This window comes from Geomonas silvestris (assembly GCF_014193515.1).
Lineage (GTDB): Bacteria > Desulfobacterota > Desulfuromonadia > Geobacterales > Geobacteraceae > Geomonas > Geomonas silvestris.
The window spans coordinates 269,767-285,590 of record NZ_BLXX01000002.1; the positions used below are offsets into that span (position 1 = coordinate 269,767).

The 15,824-nt window shown below is 64.1% G+C and carries 16 protein-coding genes; 9 read left to right on the plus strand and 7 right to left on the minus strand.

The annotated features are described in order from the left end of the window. Nucleotides 1-174 precede the first annotated feature (174 nt). Nucleotides 175-708 (plus strand): superoxide dismutase family protein, encoded by a 534-nt coding sequence (locus GMST_RS04790; RefSeq protein ID WP_183353492.1) that lies wholly within the window; start codon nt 175-177, stop codon nt 706-708. A 78-nt stretch (nt 709-786) separates the two neighbouring features. On the opposite strand, the gene GMST_RS04795 is transcribed toward GMST_RS04790, so the two are convergent. Next, on the minus strand, nt 787-1,191 hold the full coding sequence (locus GMST_RS04795; RefSeq protein ID WP_246399186.1) for a DUF3135 domain-containing protein: 405 nt from the start codon (nt 1,189-1,191) through the stop codon (nt 787-789). Between the two features lie 870 nt (nt 1,192-2,061). Here GMST_RS04795 and GMST_RS04800 point away from each other — a divergent pair. Continuing rightward, nucleotides 2,062-2,442 (plus strand): hypothetical protein, encoded by a 381-nt coding sequence (locus GMST_RS04800; protein ID WP_183353493.1) that lies wholly within the window; start codon nt 2,062-2,064, stop codon nt 2,440-2,442. Between the two features lie 97 nt (nt 2,443-2,539). Here GMST_RS04800 and GMST_RS04805 read toward each other — a convergent pair whose 3' ends face one another. After that, complete coding sequence (locus GMST_RS04805; RefSeq protein WP_183353494.1) at nt 2,540-3,547, minus strand: queuosine salvage family protein; 1,008 nt, start codon at nt 3,545-3,547, stop codon at nt 2,540-2,542. A gap of 288 nt (nt 3,548-3,835) precedes the next feature. Here GMST_RS04805 and GMST_RS04810 point away from each other — a divergent pair, with 288 nt between their 5' ends. From GMST_RS04810 to GMST_RS04820, 3 genes are read left to right on the plus strand one after another with little or no spacing between them, the layout of a single operon-like run. Beyond that, on the plus strand, nt 3,836-4,522 hold the full coding sequence (locus tag GMST_RS04810) for a hypothetical protein (protein ID WP_183353495.1): 687 nt from the start codon (nt 3,836-3,838) through the stop codon (nt 4,520-4,522). Between the two features lies 1 nt (nt 4,523). Continuing rightward, nucleotides 4,524-5,399: a L,D-transpeptidase gene (locus GMST_RS04815; RefSeq protein WP_183353496.1), complete on the plus strand. Its 876-nt coding sequence runs from the start codon at nt 4,524-4,526 to the stop codon at nt 5,397-5,399. A gap of 30 nt (nt 5,400-5,429) precedes the next feature. After that, nucleotides 5,430-5,990 carry a YcbK family protein gene (locus GMST_RS04820; RefSeq protein ID WP_183353497.1) on the plus strand — a complete coding sequence of 187 codons (561 nt, stop codon included), beginning with the start codon at nt 5,430-5,432 and terminating at the stop codon, nt 5,988-5,990. A gap of 85 nt (nt 5,991-6,075) precedes the next feature. On the opposite strand, the gene GMST_RS04825 is transcribed toward GMST_RS04820, so the two are convergent. The 4 genes from GMST_RS04825 to GMST_RS04840 all read right to left on the minus strand — a co-directional run bounded on the left by GMST_RS04825 (nt 6,076) and on the right by GMST_RS04840 (nt 8,509). Further along, on the minus strand, nt 6,076-6,408 hold the full coding sequence (locus GMST_RS04825; RefSeq protein ID WP_183353498.1) for a TfoX/Sxy family protein: 333 nt from the start codon (nt 6,406-6,408) through the stop codon (nt 6,076-6,078). A 98-nt stretch (nt 6,409-6,506) separates the two neighbouring features. Next, nucleotides 6,507-7,061 (minus strand): NADPH-dependent FMN reductase, encoded by a 555-nt coding sequence (locus tag GMST_RS04830; protein ID WP_183353499.1) that lies wholly within the window; start codon nt 7,059-7,061, stop codon nt 6,507-6,509. A 133-nt stretch (nt 7,062-7,194) separates the two neighbouring features. Continuing rightward, the gene (locus GMST_RS04835) at nt 7,195-8,064 is read right to left on the minus strand and encodes a hypothetical protein (RefSeq protein ID WP_183353500.1); all 870 of its coding nucleotides are present in this window, start codon (nt 8,062-8,064) and stop codon (nt 7,195-7,197) included. Between the two features lie 73 nt (nt 8,065-8,137). Continuing rightward, nucleotides 8,138-8,509 (minus strand): glutaredoxin family protein, encoded by a 372-nt coding sequence (locus tag GMST_RS04840; RefSeq protein ID WP_183353501.1) that lies wholly within the window; start codon nt 8,507-8,509, stop codon nt 8,138-8,140. Between the two features lie 234 nt (nt 8,510-8,743). Here GMST_RS04840 and GMST_RS04845 point away from each other — a divergent pair, with 234 nt between their 5' ends. Together GMST_RS04845 and GMST_RS04850 are read left to right on the plus strand one after the other, a co-directional pair. Continuing rightward, a complete protein-coding gene (locus GMST_RS04845; RefSeq protein ID WP_183353502.1) occupies nt 8,744-9,073 on the plus strand; it encodes a hypothetical protein in 330 nt (109 codons plus the stop codon). 297 nt (nt 9,074-9,370) lie between these two features. Then, complete coding sequence (locus tag GMST_RS04850; RefSeq protein ID WP_246399187.1) at nt 9,371-9,955, plus strand: hypothetical protein; 585 nt, start codon at nt 9,371-9,373, stop codon at nt 9,953-9,955. A 93-nt stretch (nt 9,956-10,048) separates the two neighbouring features. On the opposite strand, the gene GMST_RS04855 is transcribed toward GMST_RS04850, so the two are convergent. After that, nucleotides 10,049-11,671 carry a methyl-accepting chemotaxis protein gene (locus GMST_RS04855; RefSeq protein WP_183353503.1) on the minus strand — a complete coding sequence of 541 codons (1,623 nt, stop codon included), beginning with the start codon at nt 11,669-11,671 and terminating at the stop codon, nt 10,049-10,051. A gap of 727 nt (nt 11,672-12,398) precedes the next feature. Here GMST_RS04855 and GMST_RS04860 point away from each other — a divergent pair. Together GMST_RS04860 and GMST_RS04865 are read left to right on the plus strand one after the other, a co-directional pair. Beyond that, on the plus strand, nt 12,399-13,142 hold the full coding sequence (locus GMST_RS04860) for an XDD4 family exosortase-dependent surface protein (protein WP_183353504.1): 744 nt from the start codon (nt 12,399-12,401) through the stop codon (nt 13,140-13,142). Between the two features lie 620 nt (nt 13,143-13,762). Further along, nucleotides 13,763-15,811, plus strand: coding sequence for a methyl-accepting chemotaxis protein (locus GMST_RS04865; protein ID WP_183353505.1), 2,049 nt, complete (start codon nt 13,763-13,765; stop codon nt 15,809-15,811). Nucleotides 15,812-15,824 lie beyond the last annotated feature (13 nt).

The following is a 15,824-nucleotide window of genomic DNA, read 5'->3' on the forward strand; positions in this document are numbered from 1 at the left end:
GCGACCTCTTCACCTGCCCGAAGGGGATGCTTTGAGCCAGGGGTCGCTTCTGGCAACGGTGCCGGGTGCGTTGACTTGCCCCGATCAGCATCTATAGTTTGAGACCGAGCAGCGCAGGCTGTGTGATCCTTCAGCGCCGGCCTGACCTGCCAGATCAAGCAAGCGGAGGTCGCAATGACAACGAAAAGCTTCCTGATAGGATGTTCGCTGGTGGCTCTGAGTGCTGCCGGCGCCTGGGCCGAAGGGTCCAGCCAGCGGGGGTGGGCCGAGATAAAGGACGCCTCGGGAAAGACCGTCGGCGCGGCGGTTTTGACCGAGCAAAAAGACGGGGTGCTGGTCAACCTGAAGGTCTCCGGGCTCAAACCCGGCCTGCACGCCTTCCACGTTCACGAGACCGGCGACTGCACCGGGCCCGACTTCAAGTCGGCGGGGGGACACTTCAACCCCTTCCACAAGCACCACGGCATGAAGAACCCGGAAGGAAAACACGCAGGCGACATGCCGAACCTCGAGGTGCAGCCCGACGGCAGCGCCCGGGCCTCGGTGCTCGCCGAGGGGACCACGCTCGGACCGGGACCCGGCTCGCTGCTCAAGCCCGGGGGGACCGCGCTGGTGATCCACGCCAGCCCCGACGACAACCTGAGCGACCCGGCCGGCAATGCCGGCGCCCGGGTGGCCTGCGGCGTCATACGGGCCAAGGCCGAATAGGCCTACCCCGCATCCCTGCCTCAAAAGAAAAGGGCCCGGAAGTTCCGGGCCCTTTTCTCGTCTGTCATAACTCTCGGTCTACCGCTTGACCAGGTGCAAAACCGGTCGTTTGGACACTACCGGCTCGCTGCGCGGCGCCGGCTCACTCTGAGAGGGGCCGTCCGTGCCAGTGGCTACCCGCACCAGTTCGGTGCACTCCTGCATCAGGTGGGCGAGTTCTCCGTTTTCACCGAACACCCGCGTGTAGAAAATATTCTCCATGACATGCATCCTGCCCAGCGGTGTCTTGGCCCTGCGCAGTTGAGCATCGATATTCCACTGCATCTGCTGGAACTTGAGTGTCTGCTCCGGAGTTCTGCCGACACAGGCATCTTTGAGAGCTTGCTCTGCCAGTTCCTCAAACCGCTGCGGATCTTTCTTGTACAGTTCACTCATCTCTTCGGGTGTATATGAACTCAATCCCGACGTGGAATCTGTTTTCACGGCGCACCTCCCGACCTTGGTTCTCACCTATCAGGGCGAATCCGTACTGCATGTTATGAGGGGAGTATAACATTCGGGCCTTTTAAATAACAACCATTGTTTTGTCGCTGGGGTTCTGGTGAGCTTTTGTAAGTTGACTCACTCAGAAAAATCCTTCCCGTCCGAGATCCCATGAGAGAAAGCCGTTTTGGCGCCGGTGCTTCATGCAGTGAGCCGCTCGAACAGTCTGCCGCTCCAGATGCTGCCTGGGTGCGCAGGTTTTCCCGGGGTGGGGGAGCGCAGACCGCGGAGGCAGGGCGGTCCCGGAGGTGGCAGTGGCGCAGCGCTCCTTTTTTTGGGCAAAAAAATGCCGTGCCCTCTGAGCCATCGGGCACGGCGAAGTTTGCTGCTGGTTCTGCGTCTGTTCAGGAGGAGACTGTCACGAGCCACCGTGCACTCTACACAGCAAAAAGGGAAGAAATGTGTACGCAATGTGCAGCAATTTGGAAAATCCGGGCGAGATCCTGCGCTCCTGCCAGGTAATTTGGAACCGACTATCATGAGCCGGTGAGGTTTTTCAGGTCAACGTGATAAGTTCTCATCTTGCGCCGCCACTGCGCGCGGGGCGAGGTTCTCTCCCTCACCGTCTGGGACTGCCGCGGAGGCGAGGCACTCTGGGTGCCTGCCGCACTCTATTTCAGGAGCGGACTGTCGATTCTCGATGAGCGAGGTGACATTATAGACGGAGACGTTACTGTAATAATGAGCGAAACTCGATGGTAGCAGCGGTGTTGATGGAAACCATTACTTTGGATTGCCTTGCTTGTTTTTCAGCAAACTCATATACTAAACGGGTAGCCAAGCAGGTACGGCGATCAGGAGGTGTTACGTATGAGGAACATCAAGAGAATGCTGCTGAAAACTCTTGCAATAGCCGTTTTTTCCGGTCTGACCCTGGGTGGCGGCAACGCGCTGGCAACCATGGATACCGGCTCCGGCGGCCACGGTCACCTCGGAGTGACCGACGAATCCAGCGGCTCCGGTGGCGGGGGGATGAACCCCGGGTCCGACAGCAACAACGACAACCAGAGCTATCCGAGCTCTGACTACTACCAGGGGAGCACCGACCAGTCCGGCTCCGGCTCGGCAACCGGCGGTTCCACCGAGGACCAGGTGATAACCCACGACCGTGGCACCACGGTGAACGGGACCTTCTGGCCCGACTACTCCCACGAGGTTGGCCCGGGCGGTGTCGACTACTGGGCGAAATAACCGAGCAGAACGTGGTCCGAAACACGTGGGGCGCCCGATGGGCGCCCTTTCTTTTGCTGCAGCGCGGCGCGGGCTGCCGATCCCTTTTTTCCCTTCCCTAGAAGAACCAGGTATCGGGCACGGCCGGTACCGAGTAATACCTCCCCGGCTCCGGAGCCTCCCGGTCGAGCCCGTTCAGCACCAGGAGGAAGGCGTCGCGCGCCGAGCGGCTCGCCAGGTGCCGGTCCAGGTCAATGGCGATGGCGGCGAGCTGCTCCGGGTCAAGCGGTGCGGGGTAGCGCAGGCACTCTCGGCCGTACCCCCACACCAGGTCGTCGAACTGGTCCACCGGCACCCCCGAGAGCTGTGCCACCAGGTCGTACCCTGCCAGGGCCGAGCAGCGCAACTCGCGCAGGGCGGCCTCGGACAACACGCGGCCGGAGAGGAGCGCCCCTGCGGTCCCGGCAGCGGCCCTGACAAGCCCGCTGCGTAGCGCCATGGTGTAGAGCACGTGATCCACCGGCACCTTCAGCTGCTCCGGGTCGCGCACGGTTAAAAGCCCCCTTCTCCTCAGCAGTTTCACCAACAGAAAGCTCTTCTTTTCCAGGGGATCGGCGTAGGCCTTCATCTCCGCGAGCCGCGCCAGGATCCCCCCTCCTGCACTGCACCTGAGATAGCCGTGCGCCTGGCGGAAAAGCTCAGCCAGGTCTCCCCGGTAGCGGCCGATCAGCAGGCGTGCGGCGTCGCGCACCAGCTCCGCGCGCCGCGCCATGCCGACCGGGAGTTTTCCGTCCGGGGTCCCAAAGAGCGCCGCAAGCTCCTCCTCCGAGATCTGCTCCATGCGCTTTGGCGTGAAGAGGTCCGGATCGAGCTCGGCCGCCCCCCTGGCCAGGGCGTACATCAGGTCGGAGCCGTGCAGGAAGGTCCCCTCCAGCTCTGCCTGGTACCTCTCGGCGCCGTGGGTGTTGTGGTCGATGGCGGCTAAAAAGAAGATGAAGTGCCGCTCGCGAAAGGGGTGCTCCGGGAACGGGAAGAGCCCCGCGAAGCTGTCCGGGCGGTAGTCGAGCCGCACCAGGGCCTCGGCGACCAGCCGCGCGCGAGGCTCATGTACCGTGAACTGATCCATGGAGGCTCCTTTACAGGTCCTGCTCCGGTTCGTTCGGGGATCACCCCCTTTGCCGCAAAGCTTGCCACAGCGCTTGCGCTTGGCAACAGTCTGTGCGGCGGCGGGCTCTGTTTCAGAAGCGGCCGGCACCTGGCAATTGAGTCCCCTGCCCTTGTGCGTCTCGTGCTATGATTGTCTCAGCGGAGGGCTCTCCAGTCATTGTCCCAGCGGTTCTAACATCTGGCGACTGGTGTCGAAGCTATCCGTCACCGAACACCGTCCGAGTCGATACAGAAACGAGGGGCAGCCATGCAGACCGGAAGACCCCGGCACAGCCACAGTCAGCACAGCGTTGCTGCCCAGTGGCAGGAACTCCACTGGCACTACCCCCGCAGCGCCACCCTTCTCACTGCAGCCATCGTCCTTGCCCTCTTCGCCGACCTGCTCATCATCTTCCAACAGTACCGTCTCACCCGCGAAGAGGCCCGGCTCAACACGGCCGTTACCCGGAGCGAAGAGCAGCGCGGCGCCCTCGAGCAGCAGACCGCGGCCGACCTGGCGCAGGCCCGGGCCCTGCTCCCCCGCCGGGACGCCCTGGTGGCCAAGGAGCTGCACCTGAGCGTCGACCGCCGGCAGGGTGTCATGTACCTGCTGCGGGACCGCGCCATCTTGCGCGAGATGCCGGTGTACCTCGGTCCTGAGTTGGCCGCGCGCCCCGAAGACCCTGCGCCGCCGCTGAAAACCCGGCGGGTGCAAGGTCTGGTCGATCCTGCGGGGACGGTCCCCACTGCGCCGCTGTCGGGGGGGGCCGCCCGGCCGGAGCCGCCGGGGGGCGAGCCCTTGGCCTTCCAACTGAGCGGCGGACTTCTGCTCTACAGCCTGCCGGACACGGTGCTTCCCGGGGAGGGACCCCCACGGGGGGTGCGCCTCCAGACCGACGACCTGGCAGCTTTGAAGGAGGCGTTACGCCCGGGTTTGCGGGTGTACTTCTACTGACATGGAAGGGTATGCGCTTCGACAACAGCAGCTGGTTTACTCCCGCCCCGCGGGCTTTTGGCGCCTGGGGGGCAGCTGGTACCTCGCGCTCTTTTTGATCCTCGCCTGTTTCGGGGCAGCCCTTTTCCTCGACACCGTTACCCTAGAGGCCCGGCGCGACCTGGCCCGGCTCGCTTTGGGCGAGAGGCTTGCCGAACTGGATGGGGCCCGCTCCGAGGCGGCGGTCGCGCGGCAGCTGGTACGGGACGCGAGCGTGGTCCCCTACCAGGGTCCCTACCTGGTGGTCAGCATCGCGGAGCGGCGGATCTGGTACAAGGAGCGCGGGAGTGTCGTTTTCAGCACCGGCATCGCAACCGGGTCCGGCAAGACCCTGGTGAAGGAAGGGGGAAGCAGCTTCTGGAAGTTCGACACGCCGCGCGGCCGTCTCAGCGTCACCAGCAAGGAGTCCGATCCCCGGTGGGTTCCGCCGGACTGGTTCTACCTGGAACACGCCCGCACCAAGCACCTGGCGCTCTTGCACCTGGCGCGCAGGGAGACCCTGGTGTTGCGCGACGGCTCGCTTTTGAGGGTGGAGGGGGCGGACGTGGTCCGCAGGTATCCGGACGGAGAGCGGGTGGTGCTCGAGGCCTCGGAAGAGAAGGACATCATCGTGAACGGCAAGCTTTTGGTCCCGCCCCTGGGCACCAACCAGCGGCGCTTCGACAAGGTCCTGGGGAGCCATCGGCTGAACCTCGAGAGCGGCTACGCCCTGCACGGCACCAACCGCCCGGAAACGATCGGGCAGGCGGTGAGCCACGGCTGCGTGCGGCTCGTTAACGAAGACATTGCCAAACTGTACCAGATGGTCCCGGTCGGCACGCCGGTGTACCTCTACTAGTAAGCCGACCCGGCCAGGGAGGAACCAGTCATGTTCCGACTGACCTGCCGCAGGGGTTTTTTGAAATCGTCGTTGTACTTCGCCTCGAGCCTCTTCTGCGCAAGGCCGGCGCTCGCCAGGGTCTTCGACGGGCGCCCCAAGGCTCCCGAGGGGAAACTGTCACTGCACAACCTGCACAGCGACGAGCGCGTGACCGTCACCTTCCGCAACGAGCTGGGGGTCTACGACTCCGAGGCGCTCAAGGCCCTGAACTGGGCGCTGCGCTGTCCGATCAGCAACGAGACCACCGAGATGGACCTCAGGGTCATCGAGTACCTGCACCGGCTCGACCTGGCACTGGGGGGCGGGCGCGAGATCCAGGTCATCTCCGGGTACCGCTCCCCAAGCTACAACCGCCAGCTGCGCAGCGCCTCGCACGGGGTGGCCCGCCACAGCCTCCACATGAAGGGGAAGGCGATCGACTTCGCCGTAGCCGGCATCGGACTGGACACCCTCAGGCAGACCGCCCGTGCGCATGCGCCGGGGGGGGTCGGCTACTACCCCAAGGGGGGGTTCGTGCACCTCGACTCGGGTCCCTTCCGCAGCTGGTGAACGCCGACCGCCGCGACCCGCTGCTGCAGCGCGTCGGAACCGGAAGTGGAGAGCCCGTGCCGGCAGCCTCGCCAAAGGCGGGGACCTACCCCTTCTCCGGCAGGCTTTGGGCAAACGACTTGCCGATCTCCAGCCACTCCCCCAGGTTCGTCTCGGCCTCCAGCGCCTCGCGCCCCACCATCACCCACCCCTTCATCTGCCTCCCGGTCACCTCGAACGGCCGCACGTTCTCCTCGCCGAGTCTGCGGTCGGCCAGTTCCGGTCCGGTGCGCACGATCAGGTACTCCTGCCAGATCCCGAAGCACATGTTGCCGCGGGTGAGGTAACAAAGCGCCCCGAACATCTCCTTCTTCTCTATGTCAGGCCAGGACTGGATCAGCCCGTCGATGCTGGTCTCCACCTCTTTGCTGTAGGTCATCGCCAACCTCCTTTGCCGCTTTTGACGGCAGGAACGAAAAAAGGCCGCCCATCAGCCAACGATGGGCGGCCCGGGAAGGTCTGCCGGGTCTGGCGGGCTTACCCCGCAATCTTCTTGACCCAGGCTGCGTAACGGTCCATCCAGTCCTGGAGGAACTTCCGGGTCCCTTCGCTCGCGATCTCCCCCGCGGCGTCGAAGAACCCTTCCTTCACGAACAGGTACACCTCCGGCTGCCCCAGGGTGGGGACGTCGAGGTAGGCCAGGATGCCGCGCAGGTGCGACTGGGCCAAGGCGGTGCCGATGGTGCCGATCGAGCCGCCAATGACCCCGGCGGGTTTGCCGGCCCAGGCGTTCTGTCCGTAGGGGCGCGAGGCGTTGTCCAGGGCGTTTTTGAGCACCCCGGGGACCGAGCGGTTGTACTCCGGCGTCACGAAGAGCAGGGCCTGCGCGGCCGAGATCTCCGCCTTGAACCTGGTTACCGGTGCCGGCGGGTTCGCGTCGTTGTCCTGGTTGTACAGGGGGAGGTCGCCGATCTCCAGGTACTTGAAGGTGAACTCCCGGGGGGCGAGCTTTTCGAGGGCACGGGCCAGCTTGCGGTTGATCGAGTCCTGGCGCAAGCTCCCTACTACTACGGCGATGGTGTACTGAGTCATGGCAGGTTCCTTTCTGGCAGTGTTGTCGTACATAGATGGTCAAGCTGTACAACTCTACCGTCCCCGCCCAGTCCGGTCAAATGTCCACAGGGAAGTTTCCTTAGCAGAGATGGATCCACCTTATCGCGCCGGATCACTTTCTCAGTGCCGCCCGCCAGTGGAAGAGTTTGCCCCGCAGCTCCGCCGCCAGATCCACCCAGTGGCAGGGCAACAGCTCGGCAAGCCGCTTGTGCATCCGCAGACGCACGGCGATCTTCCCCCTCAGGTTCAGTGGCACGTAGTAGCGCGGCAGGGCTACCGGGACAAAGGCGTGGTTTTTCTTGAAGTCCCCCAGCCCCCGGCGCCCCCAGGTACTGTAGGTCAGGTAGGGGACCTGCCGTTCCGAGCAGAGTTCCACCACCTTGGCCAAGAGGGCGTTGGAGGGAGCCTTCTCCTTGTGCCCCAGCCGGGCGATCAGCTTGACGATGTGCGACACCTCCTGGTCGTGCACCACCTTGGCAAAGCCGATCAGCTCGTCGCGGTGGAAGGCGCCGATGAAGTCGCTGCGCTCCAGGAAACGGGCGTGGTCCTGCCAGAGCTGGTCCACCCCCTGCCCGTGATACGCGAGCGGCTGCCCCTGGCGCAGGGGGGATTCGTCGTAGAGCTCCTTGATCTTCCCCATCAGCTGCAGATCGAAGGGGACCAGGCGCAGCTCGACCTCGCACTTCTGGGCCTTGCGGATCCGGTTGCGCTCCTGGGTCTTGATCCGGTTCTCCCACCAGTCCCGGTAGCTCGTGAGCCGCAGCAGCGCAAGCGCCTCCGGCTCGTAGGGGAAGTCGAACCTCGGGGCGGTGTCGGCCACCCCCTTCTGGACGAAGCTGAAGAGGTCCGCCGCCTCCCCTTTGAGCCTGAACTCCTCGATGAGCGGATAGGGGTCCTCCACCCACTCGGGGAATTCCAGCCGGGCGATCCGGGGGAAGTGCCCCGTGACCCAAAGATGCCGATCCTTTAGGTGTGCGCTCATCGGTACTCCTTTGGGCGACCGACCCCTGCCTGCCGAAATCCCCGGATCACGACAGGATCCTGGGCCCCGCCGGTCACTTGACGCGGTACCCCTCTTCCTTGAGCAAAGCTGCCAGCCGCTCCTCGTCGTAGCCGTCCATCCGCTTGTCGCCGACGATGAAGATCGGCACCCCGACCCCCTTGAGCGCCTGGAAATCCCGTTTTCCCTTCTCGGTCCTGAAGATGTCGTACTCCTCGAAGGGGACCTGGTGCGTCGTCAGGTACTTCTTGGCCAGGGCACAGTAGGGGCAGCCGGCCCTGGTATAGACGACGACTCTGCCGCCCCCTTGGTCGCGCTTGACCTGCGGCCCCCCCGAACAGGCAGAGATGAGCAGCGCTGCCAACAGCACCGCAAAAAGCCAGACACAGCCACGGTCGTACCACCTCTTAGGGTTGCGATCTGCCATGAGCCCCCTCACATTGTCCGTGCCTAAGCTGTCTGAAGTAGGCCGCTTGTGCAGCCACTGCCATTCGTCGCCGGCGGTTGAGCAAACACCCTCTTTTATGAGCCAGGCATAATGTTGCCACAGCAATCGAAGATGGCAAACAGATAACGGCGCCGCGCCGCAGCTGATCGGACCCCGCGGCATTCGGGTTCCCTTTTGCGGGCAAACGTGCTACTAAGGGGGCCGATAGACACCATGACGATTCTTTGCCCCCTTCACTTTCTCCCGCGGACCCTGGTGACCTTCCTGGTCGCCCTGGGCTTTCTGTGCTCCGGGATGCGCGTCCCGGACCTGTCGCAACCGTTGCGCCCGCACCGCCCCAAGGCGGCCCACCGCCTGGTGTGGGAGAGCCCGCAGAAGACGCTCGCGAAATACCTCAAGCCGTGCGAAGAGCAGGTCGCCGCGTTGCCGGAGCGGCCGGCCTGGGCACGTGCGCCTTGGTTAAGCGCCCTCTCGCAGCTCGCCCTGCCGGGCTACGCCTTTCTTCCGCCTCCCCCGACCCACGGACGTTCCCCACCCGCATAGCGTTACCTGAAACACCCCCGTGCTGTACAAGACCGGCCGCGCAGGCCTCCTGTGACGGGGCCGCGCCGCCGTGCGCTTTCCTGTTGGCCAGGCACCGCCGCGTGGCGTCGACGCGCGCCCGGCCCTGCCGAAACGGAAGCCGCCCGCCGCTCACGCGCTGCTGTGGCCCAACTGCGCCAAGACGGTCCGCTGCCGGGGGAAATCACCGGGTGTCGCTCTACCGACTCCTTTTGTTTTTATCGTGTTCTGGCGTTGGGCGTCGAGGTGCGGCCTCGACGCGTCGTGGAGGGCTATTACGTGCTACGCATTGCCGTCTTGGCATGGGGGATATTCATCGCTACCGCGGGTGCACGCTGCCATGCGGCGAGCTGCAGCTGCGAGGATTGGATGGACAAAGGCGGGTACTGTGTCGATTACATCAAGACGAAGATACCGAGCTTTCCGATCCCGACCAAGGAAGACATGGTCGACCTGAGAAACACCACGGTGGATGAGGTGACCGAGGGGGACGTCGCCGTCTTCACCGTGAAGAACTACTGGCACGTCGCCTACGTCGAGAGGGTGCACCGGGATCCCCAGGGGGAGCCGGTTGCCCTCGACCTGAGCGAGATGAACTACGGAGCCGAACTGACCTTCCCGGAGTTCAAGGCGCGCTGGAAGTCGAGCAGCGAAGCCGAGTGGAGCAGGGCCGCCTGCTGCGGGGTGACAGACCGGTTCGACGAGATAAGCTACCGGTGGAACGTGGACATCGCCACGGTGAAGCAGGTCTGGTCTCCGGACGACGTCCGGCGGGAGTGGGCCCGCCGCCGGGTCAAGGCGATGATCGGCAAGGTGAAAGAGGTGATCAACCGGTTCATCGACTTCGAGAAAAGCGAACTGTAGAGCGGGGGGATACGGGGAGCGCAGCCAAGCGGAGGGGTGTCGCGAGAGACGGAGAGGCTGCCTGCGCGGCAGCCTCTCCGGTATCGGCTCTTCTTAGAGGCGGAAGGAACCCACCAGTTCCTGCAGCTCGCTCGATTGCCGGGAGAGCTGCCCCGCCGCGAGTGAGGTCTCCTGGGCGCCCCGCGCGGTTCCCTGCACCACGTCGGAAACCTGCTGGACGTTGGCGGTTATCTCACCGGTAGTCGCGGTCTGCTCCTCGGCCGCGGTGGCGATCTGGTTGATCTGCTCGGTCACGTCGTTTATCTGGGCCAGGATCTTCTCAAGGGCCTCACCAGAGCGCAGCGAGGTCTCGGCGCCGTGCTCGGCCTCCCGCACCCCTTCCTCCATGGCGCTCACCGCGTCCTTGGTCTCGCGCTGGATCGCCTGGATCATCTCCCCGATCTCTTTGGTGGCCCGGGTGGTCCGCTCGGCGAGCGCCCGTACCTCGTCCGCCACCACGGCGAACCCCCGTCCCTGCTCGCCGGCGCGGGCGGCCTCGATCGCGGCGTTGAGCGCGAGCAGGTTGGTCTGGTCGGCGATGTCCTCGATGGTGCCGATGATGGCGCCGATCTGGTCGGAGCGGCTCCCCAAGGTGCCGACGACCCCGGCGGTGTGCTTGACCCGTTCGGAGATCAGGGTCATCCCGGTCGCCGTCTGCTGTACGACCTCGACCCCCTCGCTCGCCATGGTGCTCGCGGTCCGGGAAGCCTCCGCAGCCCTCACGCAGTTGCGGGCGATGTCTTCGCTCGTGGCAGCCATCTCTTCGCTGGCGGTGGCCACGTTCCCGGTCTGGGCAGCCACTTGGACGGCGGCCGTGGCGATCTGGTCGGCGGTGGCGTTCAGCTGGACCGAGGCGGAGGCGATGCCGGTGGAGATGTTGACCGTCCCATGCACCAGGTGGCGCAGGTTCTCGATCATGTTCTTCATCGCCCCCAGCAACTGGCCGGTCTCGTCGCTCCCGGTCACGGTGATCTCTTCGGTGAGGTCTCCGGTGGCCAGGCGGTCGGCGATCCCCACGCAGCGTGCCAGCGGACGGGTGACACCGCGGGAGATGGCGAGGCTCAAGAGCGTGGCAACCGCGAGTAGGGTGAAGGTCACCAGGTACATGATGAGGTCCGCGGTACGCAGGGTCGCGGCTGCGTCGGCTTCAGACTTTTTGCAGTAGGCGTCCACCAGCTTGACCAGCCGGTCTACCTGTTGGCGGTGCACCTGGTAGCTCTCTTTCAGGGTAGAGCCCAAAAGCTTCCCGGCCTTCTCCTTGTCCCCCGCCATGAGCGCCGGGAAGTACTGGTTGAGCGCGATGTCGTAGAACGTGGCCGCCGGTTCGAAGACGTCCTTGAGCAGGACCCTCTTGATCTCCCCTTCGGGAAGGTCCTTCTTCCAGTGCTCGTGCGAGTCGTCGAAATCTTTCTTGAGCTTCTTGAAATCGTCGAGGTACTTCTGGCGTTCAGCCTGGTCGGTACTGTCGAAAACAAGGTGCAGGGTAAGGTAGGACTCGAGGATATACGCTGGCGGCGGCAGGATGTCGGCGGCGACATCCTTTCCTTTGACGATGTCCTGGTAGAGGGCCCCGTTCACCTTCACCTTGTCGATGGTGGCCATGGACAAAGCGAAGAGAACGAGCAACCCGGCGATGGTGACCGCCAGGCTGAGCAGCATCTTGGTGGTGATTCTCATAAAAAGACCTCCTGGTTGTCCCACGTGGCGTGAGGTGCTTTTTAGGTATCGGCCGAAACTGTCTGTGACTGAAGAAGAAATCCTGCCGACAGAGCCGGAGTTACCGGAGATTGATCCTCCGGCTCCTGCCGCAGCTCGCTTACCCGAGGCTGGGCCAAGGGCTCCCGTTGCAGCTTGCCTCTGCCGGCGAGGCCGCAAGCTGTTCACCGGCACCGCGGGGCGCCGCACATTTCCTCCGGATCAGCCAAATCGCTTAGTACCCAGGCTTTGGTGAGCGCCACAACGAAGTGGGGTGCGCCGGAGAAAAACCGACCCCATGGAAGATGGATTCCGACATTTGCGGCGGCGCATGTAAAGGAAACCGACACTTGCGGAATAGCGATAGGTACGACCGCACGGTTAGCCGCGGCCAATTATCCCATCCGTAACGTAGCTAACTTACCTCAGATTTTTAAACCCGGCCTCCTTCACCCCTGCCCGGAACTCCGCCAATTAACTGGGAAACAGTTCGAGCCCGGTCGGGGGCCGCTCGCTGTCGCGGGCGCCTTCCGAATCCCCCGAAGCGCCTTTTCGGGCAGGCCTTGGGTGTCGGTATTGTTTACAATACCAGGCAACTCCGGGAACGGGCTGGCTTTAACTAACCGGAAACACTCGATTTCGCCAAATGGCATGGTTGGTGCTCAACAACGGGTAGAAACCACCCATGGAGGATCGTATGAATACTGTCATGAAACATCTTCGTAGCCTTTTCGCCGGCATTGCCGCGGTTGCCGTTATGACGGGCACCGCCTTTGCCACGACGTTTACCGCTACAGACACCTTCGGTCGCAGCGCGGAAGCCATCTTCAGCGTATCAGGGACCAACCTGCAGGTGACCCTGGCCAACACCTCGAACGCCGATGTAATGGACCCGACCTTCGTGCTGACCGCCCTGTTCTTCAGCGGTGCCAACGGGCTCACCCCGATTTCCGCGCTGCTGCCGACGGGAACGGTGGTCTTCAACGGCCCCAGTAACGGCGGCAACGTCGGCGGCGAGTGGGCCTACGGTTCTGGGTTCACCACGGCTCCCCACGGGGCGACCGCAGGGATCAGCAGTTCGGGACTCAGCCCGAGCGGTCTCTTCGGCCAACCGAACTTCAACGGTCCGAACCTCGGTGGACCGAAGTCCCTGGACGGCCTGCAGTACGGCATCACCAGCGCGGGCGATGTCTTCAGCACACCTGGAGTCGGCGATCTTGCCAACAACGCGCTCATCAAGAACAGCGTGGTCTTCACCCTGGGCGGTCTGGCGGCCAACTTCGACATCAACAGCATCTCGAACGTAAGCTTCCAGTACGGCACCGACATCGCAAACGCGAACATCACGCCTCCCCAGGGGCCGACTCCGGTACCCGAGCCGGGGACCCTGCTGCTGCTGGGCATCGGCGGCTTCGGGCTGGCGATATGGGGCAAGCGTCGCAAGTCTGCCTAACCGGCAGCTTCACCGCACGATAAAAAAGGGGTGGCTCCTCACGGGGCCACCCCTTTTGCTATCCGGCCTCCGCCACACGCAAGGGGGGCAAGGCCGGTTTCTTTCTGGTTTTGATCACTCCTCGAAGTCTGCCCCCTCGGCCGGATCCCGGTCGTAGGTGTCCTGCTCCCAGCGCTCGTGGCTGGGAGCCTCGATCTCCGGTCCTTCAGCCGGCGCCCGCCCCGGGGTCAAAGCCGCCCCCGTACGGGACGCCCTTTCTCACCCGGGATGGGGTTCAGCTGCTTTTCACGGTGCTGGTTACTCATCTCTTGCCTCCTTTCCCCCTCATGCCGCGGCGTCATATTGCCGGGCGATCACTTCATGTATTTTACTCCCATTGCCCGGAGCGCGGCAAAGATGAGCCAAGGCTCACAATAGAGACGGCACGGGTGAGGCAGGAGACCCGGCGCCCGGGACGGGATCTGTACCAGCCCCGGCCTCCAATGCCCCGGCACTGCTACAGAAAAAACCTTGCCACGCCAGGAGATGGCAGTTTGTCTTACCTGATGGTTAAGTTATCGGAGAGGCTGCCGATGAGAGAGACAGCAGCACGATTGTATACAATCTTCGGGGGGCACGGCATGCGGTTCTTTCATTCTCTCTCCATCAGCAACAAGCTTCTGATCATCATCCTGCCTATCCTGGTGTTCAGTTTCCTGCTCCTGGGACAGATCACCAACCAGAAAGTCCGGGCAAACGTGAAAGAAGAGACCATCCGCCAGCTCAACACGACGGTGACCTCGCTTTCCGAGATGGTGACCATCGCCAACAAGTCCATCGTGCGCGATGCCGACGCCAAGATGAACAACCTTTTGCAGCACTACCGGGGAAGCTTCGCCCTGGACCCGGGGCGCAGCGTGCAGGTCGGCAGCCTCGAGGCCCCGCTTTTGAGCTTCAACGGCGTCCAGGTCAACCTGGATAACGTCCGTGTGGACCAGTTCAGCGAGCAGAACGAGAACTCGGTGGCGACCGTCTTCGTGCGCCAGGGCGACGACTTCATCAGGATCGCCACCTCGCTCAAGAAGGAGGATGGCAGCCGCGCCATGGGGACCCCGCTTGGGAAGGCGCACCCGGCCTACGCCAAGCTCATGGCCGGCGAGGTCTTCACCGGAAAGGCCAAACTCTTCGGGCGCTACTACATGACCAAGTACCAGCCGATCCGCGACCAGGGTGGGAGCGTGGTCGGGGTGCTCTTCATCGGGACCAACATCGACGACATCATCGAGAGGCTGCGCACCACGGTATCCTCGATCAAGGTCGGTGCCTCCGGCTACGCCTACGTCCTCGACGTCGGCAACCAGAAGAGCCACGGCGAGTTCGTGATGCATCCCGACAAGGGGAACGTCGGCAAGAACGTGATCGACTACAAGGACTCGCGGGGGCGCGAGTTCTTCAAGGAGATGGCCAAGACGAAGAACGGCTACATAACCTACTGGTGGAAAAACGGAGCCGACAGCAAGGAGCGCGAGAAGTTCGCCATCTACATGACCATCCCGGTATGGGACTGGCTGATCGCCTGCAGCGGCTACAACGACGAACTCTACGCCACGGCCGACAGCATCCAGCGTTTCATCCTGTGCGCCTCGCTCGTCTTCGCCCTGCTCCTTGGTGTGATCATCGTGACCGCGATCCGCAGGTTTCTCGCGCCGCTGCGGGAGACCGCGACGATCCTCGAGAGCATCGCCGGCGGGGATCTGACCGTGCAGCCCACGGTGACCAGCGAGGACGAGATCGGGGTGATGCAGCGCGCCTGCCAGCACATGGTGAACCGGCTCAACGAGACCCTGCGCAGCACGGCCGACAACGCGGGGCAGGTCGCGGCGGCAGCCCGCCAGATGCGGGCCACCGCCGAGCAGATGGCGACCGGCGCGGAAGAGGCGGCGGCGCAGACCATGACGGTGGCGACGGCCGGCGAGGAGATGGCGGCGACCTCCGGCGACATCGCGCGCAGCTGCCTGGGCGCGGCCGACGGGGCGCGCCAGACCAACCAGACCGCCCAGGAGGGAGCCCGGGTGGTGCAGAGCACCGTCGAGGTGATGGGGCGCATCGCGGAGCGGGTGAAGGCCTCCTCGGATACCGTGGCGAGCCTCGGGACCCGCTCCGAGCAGATCGGGACCATCATCAGCACCATCCAGGACATCGCGGACCAGACCAACCTCCTGGCCCTCAACGCCGCCATCGAGGCGGCCCGGGCCGGCGAGCAGGGGCGCGGCTTCGCGGTGGTCGCCGACGAGGTGCGGGCCCTCGCGGAGCGTACCACCAAGGCGACCCGCGAGATCGACGCCATGATCAAGGGGATCCAGAGCGACACCCGGCAGGCGGTGGCCGCCATGGAGGAAGGGGTCGCCGAGGTGGAGACCGGGACCGGCGAGGCAACCCGTTCCGGAGGGGCGCTGGAGAGCATCCTGGACCAGATCAACGCGGTGACGCTGCAGATCAGCCAGATCGCCACCGCCGCCGAGGAGCAGACCGCCACCACCAACGAGATCAGCGGCAACATGCAGCAGATCACCGAGGTGATCCGCACCACCTCCCGCGGGGCCCAGGAATCGGCCGCCTCGGCATCCCACCTGGCGGGGCTCTCCGATGAGCTGCAGCGTCTGGTCGGCCAGTTCCGGCTCGCCTGCTAGAAGAAGCTGCGCT

Bases quoted from the DNA above. Each gene is read 5' to 3' on its own strand.
- GMST_RS04790 (WP_183353492.1), top strand. From the start codon at position 175: ATGACAACGAAAAGCTTCCTGATAGGATGTTCGCTGGTGGCTCTGAGT.
- GMST_RS04800 (WP_183353493.1), top strand. From the start codon at position 2,062: ATGAGGAACATCAAGAGAATGCTGCTGAAAACTCTTGCAATAGCCGTT.
- GMST_RS04805 (WP_183353494.1), bottom strand. From the start codon at position 3,547: ATGGATCAGTTCACGGTACATGAGCCTCGCGCGCGGCTGGTCGCCGAG.
- GMST_RS04810 (WP_183353495.1), top strand. From the start codon at position 3,836: ATGCAGACCGGAAGACCCCGGCACAGCCACAGTCAGCACAGCGTTGCT.
- GMST_RS04815 (WP_183353496.1), top strand. From the start codon at position 4,524: ATGGAAGGGTATGCGCTTCGACAACAGCAGCTGGTTTACTCCCGCCCC.
- GMST_RS04820 (WP_183353497.1), top strand. From the start codon at position 5,430: ATGTTCCGACTGACCTGCCGCAGGGGTTTTTTGAAATCGTCGTTGTAC.
- GMST_RS04825 (WP_183353498.1), bottom strand. From the start codon at position 6,408: ATGACCTACAGCAAAGAGGTGGAGACCAGCATCGACGGGCTGATCCAG.
- GMST_RS04830 (WP_183353499.1), bottom strand. From the start codon at position 7,061: ATGACTCAGTACACCATCGCCGTAGTAGTAGGGAGCTTGCGCCAGGAC.
- GMST_RS04835 (WP_183353500.1), bottom strand. From the start codon at position 8,064: ATGAGCGCACACCTAAAGGATCGGCATCTTTGGGTCACGGGGCACTTC.
- GMST_RS04840 (WP_183353501.1), bottom strand. From the start codon at position 8,509: ATGGCAGATCGCAACCCTAAGAGGTGGTACGACCGTGGCTGTGTCTGG.
- GMST_RS04845 (WP_183353502.1), top strand. From the start codon at position 8,744: ATGACGATTCTTTGCCCCCTTCACTTTCTCCCGCGGACCCTGGTGACC.
- GMST_RS04855 (WP_183353503.1), bottom strand. From the start codon at position 11,671: ATGAGAATCACCACCAAGATGCTGCTCAGCCTGGCGGTCACCATCGCC.
- GMST_RS04860 (WP_183353504.1), top strand. From the start codon at position 12,399: ATGAAACATCTTCGTAGCCTTTTCGCCGGCATTGCCGCGGTTGCCGTT.
- GMST_RS04865 (WP_183353505.1), top strand. From the start codon at position 13,763: ATGCGGTTCTTTCATTCTCTCTCCATCAGCAACAAGCTTCTGATCATC.